Source organism: Rhizobium sp. TBD182, from assembly GCF_001950375.1.
Taxonomy (GTDB): domain Bacteria; phylum Pseudomonadota; class Alphaproteobacteria; order Rhizobiales; family Rhizobiaceae; genus Agrobacterium; species Agrobacterium tumefaciens.
Window position 1 is genome coordinate 117,905 of the sequence record NZ_BDLN01000007.1, and the last position, 13,341, is coordinate 131,245.

General features: G+C 57.7%; 13 protein-coding genes. 3 read left to right on the plus strand and 10 right to left on the minus strand.

The features are described 5' to 3' along the window. Positions 1–88 precede the first annotated feature (88 nt). From T18_RS19710 to T18_RS19745, 8 genes are all read right to left on the minus strand, one after another. On the minus strand, positions 89–994 hold the full coding sequence (locus T18_RS19710; protein WP_004431732.1) for a UTP--glucose-1-phosphate uridylyltransferase: 906 nt from the start codon (positions 992–994) through the stop codon (positions 89–91). Positions 995–1,075: 81 nt separating this feature from the next. After that, positions 1,076–2,071, minus strand: coding sequence for a glycosyltransferase family 2 protein (locus T18_RS19715; protein ID WP_004431734.1), 996 nt, complete (start codon positions 2,069–2,071; stop codon positions 1,076–1,078). Then, positions 2,071–3,015, minus strand: coding sequence for a glycosyltransferase (locus T18_RS19720; RefSeq protein ID WP_004431738.1), 945 nt, complete (start codon positions 3,013–3,015; stop codon positions 2,071–2,073). The genes T18_RS19715 and T18_RS19720 overlap by 1 nt, the downstream gene beginning before the upstream one ends. Continuing rightward, a complete protein-coding gene (locus T18_RS19725; RefSeq protein ID WP_004431741.1) occupies positions 3,012–4,010 on the minus strand; it encodes a glycosyltransferase family 2 protein in 999 nt (332 codons plus the stop codon). Before T18_RS19725 ends, T18_RS19720 begins: the two co-directional genes overlap by 4 nt. A gap of 17 nt (positions 4,011–4,027) precedes the next feature. After that, on the minus strand, positions 4,028–5,209 hold the full coding sequence (locus T18_RS19730) for a glycosyl transferase family 1 (RefSeq protein ID WP_038494600.1): 1,182 nt from the start codon (positions 5,207–5,209) through the stop codon (positions 4,028–4,030). Between the two features lie 60 nt (positions 5,210–5,269). Continuing rightward, positions 5,270–6,061, minus strand: coding sequence for a glycoside hydrolase family 16 protein (locus T18_RS19735; protein WP_004431747.1), 792 nt, complete (start codon positions 6,059–6,061; stop codon positions 5,270–5,272). Positions 6,062–6,065: 4 nt separating this feature from the next. Next, positions 6,066–7,214 (minus strand): acyltransferase family protein, encoded by a 1,149-nt coding sequence (locus T18_RS19740; protein ID WP_004431750.1) that lies wholly within the window; start codon positions 7,212–7,214, stop codon positions 6,066–6,068. A 371-nt stretch (positions 7,215–7,585) separates the two neighbouring features. Then, the gene (locus T18_RS19745) at positions 7,586–9,064 is read right to left on the minus strand and encodes a lipopolysaccharide biosynthesis protein (protein WP_038494603.1); all 1,479 of its coding nucleotides are present in this window, start codon (positions 9,062–9,064) and stop codon (positions 7,586–7,588) included. A 119-nt stretch (positions 9,065–9,183) separates the two neighbouring features. On the opposite strand from T18_RS19745, the gene T18_RS19750 reads away from it, so the two are divergent. Next, positions 9,184–10,149: a glycosyltransferase family 2 protein gene (locus tag T18_RS19750; RefSeq protein WP_004431756.1), complete on the plus strand. Its 966-nt coding sequence runs from the start codon at positions 9,184–9,186 to the stop codon at positions 10,147–10,149. Positions 10,150–10,200: 51 nt separating this feature from the next. Beyond that, positions 10,201–11,154, plus strand: coding sequence for a polysaccharide pyruvyl transferase family protein (locus T18_RS19755; protein ID WP_004431759.1), 954 nt, complete (start codon positions 10,201–10,203; stop codon positions 11,152–11,154). Between the two features lie 192 nt (positions 11,155–11,346). Here the strand turns inward: T18_RS19755 and T18_RS19760 are convergent, their stop codons facing one another. Both T18_RS19760 and T18_RS19765 read right to left on the minus strand, forming a co-directional pair. Continuing rightward, positions 11,347–12,336: a glycosyltransferase family 2 protein gene (locus T18_RS19760; RefSeq protein ID WP_004431762.1), complete on the minus strand. Its 990-nt coding sequence runs from the start codon at positions 12,334–12,336 to the stop codon at positions 11,347–11,349. 110 nt (positions 12,337–12,446) lie between these two features. Next, positions 12,447–12,725: an exopolysaccharide production repressor protein gene (locus tag T18_RS19765; protein ID WP_004431765.1), complete on the minus strand. Its 279-nt coding sequence runs from the start codon at positions 12,723–12,725 to the stop codon at positions 12,447–12,449. Between the two features lie 338 nt (positions 12,726–13,063). Between T18_RS19765 and T18_RS19770 the strand changes: the two genes are divergently transcribed. Further along, on the plus strand, positions 13,064–13,330 hold the full coding sequence (locus tag T18_RS19770) for a DUF6074 family protein (RefSeq protein ID WP_004431768.1): 267 nt from the start codon (positions 13,064–13,066) through the stop codon (positions 13,328–13,330). Positions 13,331–13,341 lie beyond the last annotated feature (11 nt).

The window sequence follows — 13,341 nt, forward strand, 5'->3', positions numbered from 1 at the left end:
AAAATGGTACGCGGGAAGCCGAGCAACGCTCGGCTTCCCGCCCCCCGTTATTGATGTGCCGACCGCCTCCCCGGCAGCACGATTAAAGTCAGGCCGCCTGAACGCGGCTTTCATGGTTTGCGACGAGTTCCTTGACGGAAGCGAGAACCTGCGCCTCCATGTCGGCACGCATCAGCGAGAAAGCGACATTGGCGGCGATGAAGCCCTGCTTGCTGCCGCAGTCGAATGTGCGACCGCTGTACTTCTGCGCATGGAAGGCCTGCTTCTCAGCGAGCCGCTTCATGCCGTCAGTCAGCTGGATTTCGTTGCCCGCGCCACGCTCCTGTTTGGCGAGAATGTCGAAGATTTCCGGCTGCAGAATATAACGGCCGTTGAGATAATAATTCGAAGGCGCCCTGGATGGTTCCGGCTTCTCGACCATTTCAGTCACCGCAAAGCCGTGATTGACCTTCTGGCCGACACCAACGACGCCGTAGGATGACACTTCTTCCGGCAGGCATTCCTCAACACCGAGGATATTGCCGCCGACTTCGTCGTAGAGTTCCATCAACCCGGCAATGCAGCCGCGTGCGCCATAGGAAACCATATCAGGCAAAAGCAGCGCAAAAGGCTCCTTGCCCACCAGTTCGCGCGCGCACCAAACCGCGTGGCCGAGGCCGAGCGGCACCTGCTGGCGGGTGTAGCTGACTGTGCCTGCGACTGGCAGCATCTTTTCAAGCTGCAGCACCTGCACCGTCTTGCCGGAGCGGGTGAGCGTGTTGATAAGCTCGGGCGCGCTGTCGAAATAGTCTTCGATGGCGGTCTTGTTACGGCTGGTTACGAAAATAATGTGCTCGATGCCGGCCTGCATGGCCTCATCGACGGCATATTGCACGACCGGCCGGTCGACGATCGTGAGCATTTCCTTCGGCATCGCCTTGGTGGCGGGCAAAAACCGCGTGCCGTTGCCGGCTACGGGAATGACGGCTTTTCTGACAGTTTTGTTCAGGTCCATCGCGTTCTCCTTCATCAAGGTTTGATCTGTCCCCAGTCCGCTTGCAGATTTTTCGCGTACAGATTTGTCCGCTCACAAATTTTACGAAATCTGCCTTTTCACCCCAGTATTTGCCGCGGGCGCAAACATCGCGTTCCGCAACCTCTTCAGCCGCACGGCAATGGGCATTCTCAAATGCCCCAGCACGGCGGGATCTCTGATCGTTGTCTTCAGCGCGCCGATAATCGAGCGGCGCTTGATGTCTTCCACCAATGTCAGGAAGTTACGGGCCAGTTGCAGGCTACGGCTTCTGGCCTGCTGCGCATCCATGGCGGCGGGCAACAGCGCGTAGTGGCTCAGAAACTCCTGGTCCGCCCGCATCATTCCTTCGACGTGGTGGATTTCGAGGACGCGCGAGATCGAACCCTCGCGAATATTATAGATGTAGCCCGGTTTCGGCTCGATGACGCAAAGGCCGCCGGCGGCAAGCGCCGAGGCAAGCAGGATGTAATCCTCGCCGATGCGGATGTCCTCGCGAAAACGCAATCCCTCGCTATTTAGGAAATCGCGCCGGAACATCGGCTTCATGTAGCCGAAGTTGAAGGTGGAGCGGAAAAGGATGTTGGAGGAAATGAAGTCCTCAAGGGTAAGGACGGGTCTTTCCTCCAGAAACTCCTCTGCGAACATCGTTTCCATCGGCCTGCCGTCCGTATAGGCGACATCGAGATTGTCGACAGCGATCACCGCATTGGCCGCATCTGCCCGGCACATCATGCAGGCGGAACGGTCGGGGCGGATGACGTCGTCCGAATCGAGAACTGCGATAAAGCGTCCGGTTGCTGCGTCGATACCGGCATTGCGCGCGCCTCCCGGTCCGAGGTTCTGTTCAAGCGCAAGCAGCCGGACACGCGGATCGTTGGCCGCAATGGCCTCGACGAGCGAGATCGTCTCGTCGGCGGAGCGGTCGTCCACGACGATCACCTCCAGTGTCACGCCCTGCTGTTCAAGCGCACTTTGAATGGCGGCTTCGATCGTCTCTGCGGCATTATAGGCGGCAATGACGAAGCTGATATCGGGCTGAGGGTTAAGGTTCTCCATCAGGTTGCCTCCACCGCGCCGTATTGGCGGATTTCGCGCACTCCGAAGGCGCCGCTTACCGAGCCGAGATGCAAGGCGCCGCGCAGGGCATAGCGGTTGCGGCGCACGGCGTTGAAACCGTTCAGCGCGGCAAAGACGGCGCAATAGAGAACTTTCGATCCTGCCTTCAGCACCTGCATCACGCGTCTTGCGCCGGGTTTCTTTTCGGCAAGCACACGGCCATGGGTCTGGCCGGAGCGGAAGCGACGTTTGGCAAGCCACATGAAACGGGCGCGGTTTTCCGGCACCGGCTCGGAGAGCACGGCCTTTTGCGCAAAGACGATGCGACCGCCCGAAGCATGGAGATGCGAGAAGAAATGCGTGTCCTCACCGCCGCTCTGGCCGAGCGCCAGCGCAAAACGCCGGTCCTTTACCGATGGGGCGTCCATCTTGAGAAGCGTGTTGCAGGTGTAGCCGGTGATGATCTCGCCATTCACCCAGACGGGCACGGTCGAGTGAAAATCGCCACGTTTCATCCAGCCCGGCGCATTCTCACGGTAAACCGCCGTCACTGGGCCAAGAACGACATCCGCGCCGGTTTCGCCTGCCTTTTCCATAAGTGCGGCCAGCCAGTGCGGCGGGGCGGTCTCATCATCGTCGATAAAGGCCAGATAGTCCGCCCGGCTCTCAGAGAGGCAGGCGTTGCGGGCAATCGAGATATTCGATTTCGGGCAATGGACATAGGCGATCTCGAAAGGCGAAGTTTCGCGCAGCCGATCCACACTTGCCTTGGCACTTGGTTCCTCATCATTGTCGGCAACGATCAGGCGAACTGTCACGCCTTCGGGCACTTCCAGTTCGAACAGTGACAGAAGTGTGGCGACCAGCGCCGGACGTCTGTAGGTACAGATGCCGATATCGACGGTCTTTGAATTGTGTGGTTCGGTGACGATGAGGTCGGTCATGAGACAGCCTTTTTTCCCCGGAATTTCAGGAGTTCCAGCCAGAAGCCGGTGGACCACGCCAGATGCATCACCATTGCGGAAAAGGCGGCGAGCGGGCCGTATGGGTTTTTCTGACCTATTGCCATCCACAAGCCATAACCCACACATGCGGCGATCCAGAGGCCAAGCGGAATAAGTGCTGCCCAATGCACAAGCGACAGCAGGGCAAGCACGAAGACCGGCAGGACAGCCAGCGGAATCATCTGACGGATCTTCGGGATCGAGCGATGTTTCAGCAGGTTCTTTGCCCGGCCACGGCCATAGGCGAGATATTGCCTGAACAGAGGCATGACGCTAGCGCGCGGATAATAGGTCATGCGGGTCTTGTCGGTCATCCAGATACGGAAACCGGATTTGCGCAGCCGGAAATCCAGTTCGGCATCCTCGTTGTGGCTGAAGCTTTCATCGTAACCACCGACCGCGTCGAAGGCGGCGATCCGCATCAACGCGTGGTGGCCATGGTCGATCCAGTGTCCCTTGGCGCCTTCGCGGTGCTTTGAGCCGCCATTGCCGAGTTTGGAATTCTGCGCAATCGCCGTCGCCTTCTGGAACAGGCCGTGCCCGACCGTATCCATGGCGACCACGACGGAATCCGCGCCGGTGCGATCCGCGTCTTCAATCAGCCGCTGGCAATAATCATCCGGATAATCGCCATGGGCGTCGATGCGGATGAGGTAGTCGAAATCCTCGCCGAAAGTGGATACGGCCAGGTTTATGCCGGCGCTCTGGATGCGCTTGGGATTGGGAAGGAGCGTAACGCGGTCATCCGTTACGGCGAAGGCGGAAACGATGTCGCGCGTGCCGTCCGTGCTGCCGCCATCGGCAACAACGATGCGGAAAATACGCCCATCCATCGCGCCGGTGAATTTTCGCAGCAACGCCTCGATCGTCTTTGCCTCGTTGAGGCAGGGAATGACGATCAGAGTTCTGATGCCGGAATGACCAAGACCTTCCATGATTTGCCCCCTACGCACTACACGGGTGAAAACGCAGCTTCACGGGCATGGCCGGAAGCGGATTTTGTAAGAGAGGACAATTGCTGGACCAGCTGACGGCAATCGTCGCGGTCGGTCAGCCATTGTTTCTTATCGAGTGCCGAGAGGGCGTCGAAGGCGTCCGTATACGTTTGTGGAGTCATAGTGTTGAAAAGAGCGGCCAGATCATCTGCACCGGCATTTTGCAGAACAAAACCGATATTGCGCTTTTCGATGAAACGAGCCGTTTCCGTGCCTGCAAGTGCAATCGGCAGGGTGCCGTAAAGGCATCCCTCATAGAGCCGATTGGGCAGCAGCCAGCTTGAATTCTGGCCTTCCTCGAAGAAGTCGATCGCCCAGGTGAACTGCACTTCATTATAGATGGTGGCCAGATCTTCAGGGTTTTTGTAGGCCCCGTGGAAATGCACATGCGGCGCGGCAGCCACGAAACCATCGAAATCCGCAAATTCCGAATAGGCCGGCCGGCCGCGCAGGATGATTTCGACCTTGCCATCCATGCGCCTTGCAAAATCGGCGAGGATTTCGAGCGATTTGCGGCAGCGAAGCGCCCCAAACCAGCCGATTTTCCACGGTTCGCCGGGGGCAGGTGGGCGCGGTTGTGGGGTGGCTGCTACAGCGGCATCAAGCGCCAGCACCCTGTTTTCCTGCAACAGCACGGGAAGGTTCAGGCCGGAAACGGGTTTGAAATAATGCTCGACGAAAGCTGGAGAACTCGTCACCAGCAGCTTGGCATCCCGGGCGAAATAGCGCTGGGCCGCATTGAGAAGCTGCCCCGGCTTGCCCTCATTTAGAAGCAGGCGGTGAATGTCGAGACATTCGTAAACCAGTGCCGGCTGGCGGTCGTAAAGCGACATGGCCCGTTTTGCGAGAGCCAGCATTTCCAGGTTTCTGGCAAGAATGACGTCGGGCATGGGGATGCCGCGTAATGTTTTGCCGAGCGAGAGGCTGGCTTTGGCGACGGCTGCCATGCGCTGAAGAAACCGCCCATCGGCGGTTTCTCCGAGAATGACCGGCACCACGCCCTCGATCTCTGCAAGCCGGTTCTGTCCGCGCCGGAAGCCCGCCAGCGTGACCCGCGCGCCGCCCGCAAGCAAGGTCAACACCCGCCGGCGAATGGCGGGGTCCGACAGATCATTCGCGAGATAAAGAACATGGATCATGCATGGGTTCCGGTTGGTTTCATACGTCAAGGACGCCGAGGCTCAGGTTTAAAAAAGCAATCAGTTAAGGGCGCAGGCGATGGATTCGGGAAACTGGCATTTGTCGCCGAGCGCCGTGAAGGCGAAGCGGTCAACAATCATCTGTGTTGCGCCGGAATAGGAAAAGGCACCCATCCAGTCCTTCAACGTGTCGGTTCCCCACAGGCTGAAGAAAATCTTCTGGGCATTCTGCGGAATCTTGGTCTCATCCGTGACTTCGTGAACGAGCTTGCCGTTGACGTAGTAACGCAGGCGCTGAGGCTCCCACACGAAGGCGTAATCGTTGAAGCCAGCATCAGCTCCGCCTTCTACCGGCACCAGTTTCTCATTGCCGCCCTTGGCGGAAATATACTGGTTCAGCTGTACCTTGCCCGTATTCTTGCCCAAAACCTCGAAGTCGATTTCATCATGGGGCTTTTTGTCGGTCGGGCCGATATAGGTGAAGAAGGCGGAGTTCAATCCGGAGCCGGTAGCGGCTTTCATCCGTGCTTCATAGGTGCCGTAGCGATAACGCCCCTTGGTCTGGATTTCACCGCAGGCGAAGTTGCGGTCGCCGGACTTTGCTTCCTCAAAACCAAGCGTCAGCTGGCCGTTTTCCACCGTGGCCAGTTTCTTCGACCAGGTGCAGTTCTGATGCGCACCGTTGTTCCAGCCGTCGGAGACGTACCAGAACGACCGGTCCATCTGATCGAAATTCTCGATGAAGGATGCACCGTTGCCTTCTTGTGCCTGGCTCGGTGTCGTGAAGGGTGTCGCCAGCAGGGCGGCGGCGAGAAGAATGCGTGTCTGAACGCGGGTGACAAATGTTGTCATTGGTTCACCTCTGTCGTTGCGAATAAAGTGTTTCGGATGTGGGCGGGCCGATCATGGAGGCCCGTTTTGCAGCGAATTCGGACGTTGTCTTGCGTTTGCCGTTCCGGCTTCCGGTCAGCACGGCATAGACGGCCGGCAGGTATTTGCGGGTTTGTGCATTGCTCACCACCAGAATGACAAAGGCGGACAGCGTGGCGATGACATAGAAGGCGGGGTAGAAATCGGGTCCGCCCTTGTTCCAGACCATCCACATGATGACGAGCAACGGATAGTGAGCGCAGAATATCCAGAAGCTGAGGCTTCCGGTTTCGGAAAGCCGCTTGCCGAGCCTGCTGCGGATCAAAAGCGCCGACGACGCCCAGAAACCGAGCGCGCCGAAAACAGCGAGCAAATTGCGAGACATGTTCAGCCAGAAGGTAAACTCCGGGCCGGTGAAATAGAGGCCTGTTGCCAGCATGGCCGCAGCGACAAAGGTCAGCGCCATGATCGGGAAGGCGTAGGGATCGAGTGCCTTGACATCGACGCGGTGCAGCGCAAGTGCGATGCCCAGTGAGAAGCTGAACAGGATCGATTTCTTCTGGACTATGAAGATCGTCAGATCAGGCATGGCGGTTATGAAGAGCAGGATAGCGAGCGTTGGCAGCGCAAAGCGGCGCATGAGAAATGCGAGCACCGGCGACAGCAGGATGCAGACGAACAGGTCGCGCAGGAAATAAAGCGGCACGTTTACCGGCAGTTCTTCGAGCGCCGTGCCATGGCTGATGATTTCACGCGGGCTGGCGTTCCAGAGGTCCGGGAAATAACCCACACCAACGTCAAACAGCTGGATAAGCAAAATTGCGGCAAACAACGCGCCATTCCACAGCAGGAAGGGCAGCAGCACCGTTTTCGACTTCGAACGGATCGTCGCCGGATAATCGAACCCGCTCATGCCGCGACGAAACAGCAGATAGCCGGATATCGCGCTGAGACAGGGCACACCGATGCGAAACAGGGCGTCGCCCAGAAAAACACGCAGCCAGTCGAAGAAGCCGTAAAGGCCAAGAAAAGGGCTGGTTTCGGCATCGTGCGGCACATGGACGAACACGATTCCAGAGATCAGCAATATACGCATCAAATTGATACGGGAGGATAGGTTCTGATCGACAGTCACATCAGTCACCCCTATTGGGCGGCGTCCACCCACGCCGCGTTGCAACCAGAGCGAACTTAAGCCCGCACTCGTAAGTCTGGTTTCGACTTTAGGGTAAAATGTGGCGACGCGGGAAAAACACAAGCTTAGATATTGCGGGTGATTGTCTGGCGTTCCGGCATTCCGTGCGACTTTAAAAAATTAAGCAACTGAAAATATTTAATTTTTTCTAGATTTAAGTCGTCACTAAAAATCGCCAAAGGAAGCGATATTATCATTGTACGCGATATTGCACCGCAAAAAAATGGCTTTGCCATGCCGTCACGAAACACATATCCGTGACGGGTGAGACCTGTTAACGGCCGAAATGAGGCGCTTTCGGTTACGAGACACTAACCTTGGGTTGCGTTTTCACGCATTCGCCGCGATTTGACCATCCCGAGGATTTTTCCAAGCAGGGCGCGTTCGGTCAGCAAAATCAGCGCCGCATAGATGACGCCGCCGACTGCGGCGCCAACGAGCACCTGAAGCGTTGCGCTGGGGATGCGTTCGGCAATGATGTGAAGCAGGTAACGCACCGAAACGGCCATGACCAGCGCTGCAATCATCGGTCTGCTGCTGACATAGAGGCCGCTGAGAAAGGGTGTATCGCTTGCCTTGAACACCGCCCATGAGTAGGCAACCAGCGTCACCGCATTGACGATGCAGAGCCAAATCATCGCGTCGATCAGGCTGCCGTAGACGGCTGCAGCCCAGACGGCAACTGTGGTGACGATGGCGCGGATCGTGGCCGACCAGAACAGAACACGCCCATAGCCGGCACCCTTGAGATAGGGGATAAAGGTGCTGCATGGGGTCAGAATGGCTTTCGAGAGGGCAAGGAGACCGAGAACCTGCCAGGCATAAGCCCAGTTCTGCCCGAAAATCACCAGCATGGCCGGTTCGGCCACCGCCCAGAGGCCGAACATCATCGGCGCAAGCAGGACGGTCAGAACCTGCGTGCTGAACATCAGGGCATCACGCCGGCGCTGCGGATCGTCCATCATACGGCTGAAGGCGGGAAACAGCACGCCCATGACGGCCGACAGCACGACCTGATTGGGAATGCTGGCAAAACGGTTGGAGGCGGAATAGGCGCCCGCATCGGCAAGGCCGAGATGCCGGGCGATCACCACCATCGGCGACTGGAAGGTGACGAAATTGGCGATTTCCGATCCCATCAGGCCGGAGCTGAAACCGAGAAGCGGCACCAGACGGCGCGGTTTCATGACGAAACGCGGGCAATAGCGGGAAACGGCATATAGCCCGACAAGCCTGATGAGTGCGGCGGCGAAAAGCTGGATGATGAGCGCCCAGACGCCGAAGCCGAGAAGCGCCATAGCCACGGCGACAACCGCCGCGATGCTTTCAGACGCCATGCTCCACAGCGCATCCTGGCTGAAGTTCATGCGCCGGGCAAGCAGTGAATAGGCGACATCACCCGCAAGTTGCAACGGAATGAGAAAGGCCATGATACGCAGCAGATAGGCACTTTCCACCGCACCCAGAAGCCCACCGAAGAACTCCGCGAAAATGTAGAGCGCAGCGGCCATGGTGCAGGAAATCGCCAGATTTGCCCAGAAAACGGTATGGATTGTATCCATATCCTCTTCTTTCTCGACGATCAGCGCCGAGGTCAGCCCCGCTCCGGCTATCATGGTCAGGAATTGTACAACCGTTAAGCCGACTGCAACCACACCAAATTCTTCCGGTGTCAGCAGTCGTGCAAGAATGGGAACGGTGACAAATTTAAGCCCGAATGTCCCTGTCTTAGACAAGACGCTCCAGCCGACATTCGTGGTGATGGTCTTTACATTTGGAGCTGGGGGCATACAAGCATCCTGTTTCTGGAGGCCGGCGGGGAGGAACGCCGGTGGGGAGTTGCCGATACCATCGGGGCCGCTTTTAGGATCGGGCCCGACACTTCTTGATCAACGCAAGGGGCGAAACAATGGCAAGATTTACTGTCGTCATTCCCTATTACCAAAAGCAGCACGGAATTCTTGGACGTGCGCTCGCATCGGTTTTTGCGCAGACTTACCAGGATTTCGATCTTGTCATCGTCGATGACGAATCGCCATATCCGATAGACAATGAGCTTGCAGAACTTTCGCAAGCGCAGAAAGAGCGGATTCTCGTCATTAAGCAGGCCAATGGCGGGCCGGGTGGTGCGCGCAATACCGGTCTCGACCACGTTCCTGCTGGCAGCGATTACGTCGCATTTCTTGACTCGGACGACATCTGGACGCCCGATCATCTCCAGAATGCGGCCTTCGCGCTGAAGACATTTGGCGGTGAGTGCTATTGGGCATCCATGCAGGCAAGTGACGAATTTTATTATCATTTCGCCATTTCCGAGCTGGAGAAGAACGAGGGCGCCGCAAGGCTTTCCGAGCGGCCTCTGGTGATCGAGCTGCCGGATCTGGCGAGCGTGATGCTGCGCAACTGGAGCTTCTTGCATCTCTCCTGCATGGTGATCGGCCGCCCGCTTTTTGAAAAGATACGCTTCGATCCGGCGCTCCGGCTTGCGGCGGAAGATGTGCTGTTTTTCTGCGATTCCATCCTCGCATCCAAGCGCACGCTTCTGTGTGACGATGCCGGTGCCATGCGCGGAATGGGCGTCAATATCTTCCACAGCATCGACAATACCTCGCCGGAATTCCTGCGCCAGCAGTTCAATACCTGGGTTGCGCTCGATACGCTGGAGGGGCGATTTTCGCGGCGGCCGGACGATGTGGCCTCGATCGCTTCCTATAAAAATACGGCGCGCAAACAGGCGCTCTGGAGCCAGGCGGGCAATCTGAAACGGCGCAAGGTGCCCGAATTCGGACTGCTGCTGAAGTGGGCGATGCGCGATCCGGCACTCCTGCGAGCGGCTTTTGAGCTCGGCGCAGGCAAAATAGTGCGGACAAGATGATCGAATTCTTGCCTGCAAGAATTTATATGTTTTTCACCCAGGAGTGACTTCATGAAACCTTACCACTGGGAATCGCATCACGGAAATTTTGGCGACGATCTCAATCTGTGGCTGTGGGACTTTCTGCTGCCCGGGCTGCGGGACGTGCATGACGATGTGATGCTCGTCGGTGTCGGCACGGTTCTCAATGATACATTGTTGCCCGCAAAGCAGCGCAAGCTTGTGATCGGCAGCGGTTATGGCTACGGCGCGGTGCCGGATACAAGCACCGGATTTTGGGACATTCGCTGCGTGCGCGGCGAAAAAACCGCAGCCAAATTGGGACTTTCTCCCGAAAAGGGCATTGTCGATCCCGCCGTGATGGTGACCGAGATGCCGGAGTTCAAAGGCCTGCAGAAACTCTACAAGAAAACCTTCGTTCCCCATTGGGAATCGGCGGAATTCGGCATGTGGGAAACGGTTTGCGAACCGGCGGGACTAACCTATCTCGACCCGCGCGGCGAGGCGATGTCGGTCATCCGCGCCATCGCCCAATCTGAATTTATCGTGGCCGAATCCATGCATGGCGCCATTCTTGCCGATGCGTTCCGCGTGCCATGGGTGGCGGTGAGCACATCTCCCTCGATCAACAGTTTCAAGTGGAGCGATTGGGCAGGCACGGTCGGTGTGGAGTATCAGCCGCGTTACGTGCCAGTTTCCACCCGCGCCGAGGCGGCGAAAAAGGGGTCGCGTTTCTGGGGTATGAGCTTCCCGCCGCCGCCAGCCCCCGTCATTGCCGAGGCTGGATCCGGTCCGGCGCATGAGGGCGATGTGCTGGTGCGGCCGCAGGCAAGCCAATCCCTGTCGCTGCGCAAACTGGCCAAGCAAGTGCTGGCAGCACCTTCCACGCTGGCGCTCTGGCAGGCAAGCCGTGCCGAACCGCGTCTCAGCCCGGATGGCAGGCTGGAGGAACGCAAGGAGCGTTTTTCCGCTGTTCTGGAAACGGTCAAACGCGATTATCTCTGAGGGCGGGTTGCCTCAGCAATTTCGGACACAGTCACCCCGGCCTGGGTCCGGGGTCCAGCGCGCTCAAGTCCTTGATCGCAAAAGACTCTCTTCATGGCGCAGACGCGCCATGACTGGATGCCGGATCTAGTCCGGCATGACGAATGAGAGAATATCGAACTTGCTATCATCCTCGCCGCTGGAGGTTTTCCCTCAGGAAACCGGCGTACCGTCCAGCAGATAACGAATATCCCGAACCGGCGCCGGTTTGCGAAAACGGGCGGTCTTGTCGGTCCAGATGCCGCGCGTGATGGCCGGCAGGGCAGGCAGGCGCGCAAGAGCGTGGCTCAACGCGCCGCCCATCCCTTTCTGCTTTTTCGCATCGAGAAAATGGCGAAGCTCGAATTTCGCGCGGATGTGTTTTTCGTGCTCGAGCAGGATCGCCGTCTCGCTGGCCGACAGCTTGCAGCTGGTGAGAATGTCCCTGTCCGCTTCGTATAAACGGCGAAGATCTTCCGTGCTGTGACGGCCGCTCAACGAATTGCCGCGGACAATCGCCCCGTAACCGCAATGACGGATGACCTTGTAACGGGCACCGGCGGCAAGCGCGCGGGTATAAAGTTCGTAGTCTTCGCCGAGACGCAGACGCTCGTCGTACCGCAACGCATGTTTGTCCAGAAAGGCGCGGCGGATCACCGGTTTCAGAAAGCCGGTTTCCCCGCGTTCCACGCCGGGTCTGGAAATATTGCCTTCCACGAACTCCGTCAGCGACAGAAACCGGGCCTGTGGTTCGAAGCGGGCCGGCTGCATGGACGACGCGCCCGGAACCGATTGCTGGATGAAGGCGATATTGTCGGCCACCAGATCCCAGTCGTCATTTTCCAGCATGGCGGCAAAACGGCCTTTGAAAAAAAAGTCGTCCGCATCGAGAATGCTGATGAGCGGTGCGGATGAAATCGAGATCGCATGGTTGCGGGCGGCCGAAGGGCCACGATTGACGTCGAATCGCACGACCCGCAAACGGCCGGTACCGTCATCCGCCGCATGTGCGACATCGCTGGTCGTATCGGTGGAGCCATCGTCGATCACCATGACTTCGGCGACCTCCGGCTCCACAAGGGCGGAGCGGATGGCGATATCTATCGTATCAGATGCATTTTTCGCAGCGATGATGACGCAAATGGGCTGTGAACCGCTCACCATGTGTTGTCCTTCTGCTGTGACGAACCGTCAGGATTTGGTCAGCAGAAAGTGTCAGGGGTGTGGATGCAAGTGATTTTTTTGCGGCGCAATAAAAGAATGTGCGTGAGAGGTCACATATCGGTCAGCTTCGCGCCATGTGGCGGGGCGCTGCTTACCGTGTCCGGCGTCATGATCTCGGCGCTGCGATCAAGCGCGAAGGTTTCGCGCATCCGGCGTTTCTCCCGGGCGACCAGAACCAGAAGTGCAATAAAATAACCGGTTTGCAGAATGACGGCGCAGATGAGGGTCTGGATGAATGCCGTATAGAACGACCCCTGGATGAAATATGTAGCGACCGCAAAGGCAAGCAATGCACCAATCATGCTGAAAAATACACGAGGTGCATACATGGTGCTCTCCTCCCGAGAACGATTTCTCCGTTTTTGGCTGCGCTGCGGCATTTTTTTTCTTTGCAAGAATATACGATGAGACCGGTGTTGTTTCAACACACATATACTTCTTCTATCTCCCACGGCATGAAATTTCGGTAATCTTGATTGGTAAATTCCTTGGTAATCGGCGATTTGCCCGAATCGGTGTCCTCTGGCACCGCAGATTCTTGCGTCTGACAGGCTGCAGAACCCGTCCCTGCAAGGCGTTAGCGGCCTTCTCTCCTGCGTAGCAGACTTCGTTAACCATCCAGCCTTTAAAAAGTCGGTATTGATTCCTCGAAGAGCAAGGTGCCCGCGTGACGACGAATTCGGAAGTAATCGCCTTTCCGGCAAAGAACCGTATTGCCAACGTAAAACGGTGCGCAACCATGCTCGACCGGCTGCATGGTGTGGAGGCGAATGATTTCTGGCGCAGGGAGTGCCGTGAACTGGCCGCCTATCTGACGGGCCTCGGCTATGAGGACGCCGCCATGCGGCGCGAGGTCATGGAGTTTCAAAATGCGGTGCAGGCGGAGTTGTGGGCGGGGGATGCCACGCCCGAGGCGCGCCGCGACAGCCATTGAGGCTTTAAAAG

What these genes read in the sequence shown, in the direction of transcription:
- T18_RS19730 (WP_038494600.1), bottom strand. Translation starts at nt 5,209, where the DNA reads ATGATCCATGTTCTTTATCTCGCGAATGATCTGTCGGACCCCGCCATT.
- T18_RS19760 (WP_004431762.1), bottom strand. Translation starts at nt 12,336, where the DNA reads ATGGTGAGCGGTTCACAGCCCATTTGCGTCATCATCGCTGCGAAAAAT.
- T18_RS19720 (WP_004431738.1), bottom strand. Translation starts at nt 3,015, where the DNA reads ATGACCGACCTCATCGTCACCGAACCACACAATTCAAAGACCGTCGAT.
- T18_RS19750 (WP_004431756.1), top strand. Translation starts at nt 9,184, where the DNA reads ATGGCAAGATTTACTGTCGTCATTCCCTATTACCAAAAGCAGCACGGA.
- T18_RS19765 (WP_004431765.1), bottom strand. Translation starts at nt 12,725, where the DNA reads ATGTATGCACCTCGTGTATTTTTCAGCATGATTGGTGCATTGCTTGCC.
- T18_RS19755 (WP_004431759.1), top strand. Translation starts at nt 10,201, where the DNA reads ATGAAACCTTACCACTGGGAATCGCATCACGGAAATTTTGGCGACGAT.
- T18_RS19715 (WP_004431734.1), bottom strand. Translation starts at nt 2,071, where the DNA reads ATGGAGAACCTTAACCCTCAGCCCGATATCAGCTTCGTCATTGCCGCC.
- T18_RS19725 (WP_004431741.1), bottom strand. Translation starts at nt 4,010, where the DNA reads ATGGAAGGTCTTGGTCATTCCGGCATCAGAACTCTGATCGTCATTCCC.
- T18_RS19745 (WP_038494603.1), bottom strand. Translation starts at nt 9,064, where the DNA reads ATGCCCCCAGCTCCAAATGTAAAGACCATCACCACGAATGTCGGCTGG.
- T18_RS19710 (WP_004431732.1), bottom strand. Translation starts at nt 994, where the DNA reads ATGGACCTGAACAAAACTGTCAGAAAAGCCGTCATTCCCGTAGCCGGC.
- T18_RS19735 (WP_004431747.1), bottom strand. Translation starts at nt 6,061, where the DNA reads ATGACAACATTTGTCACCCGCGTTCAGACACGCATTCTTCTCGCCGCC.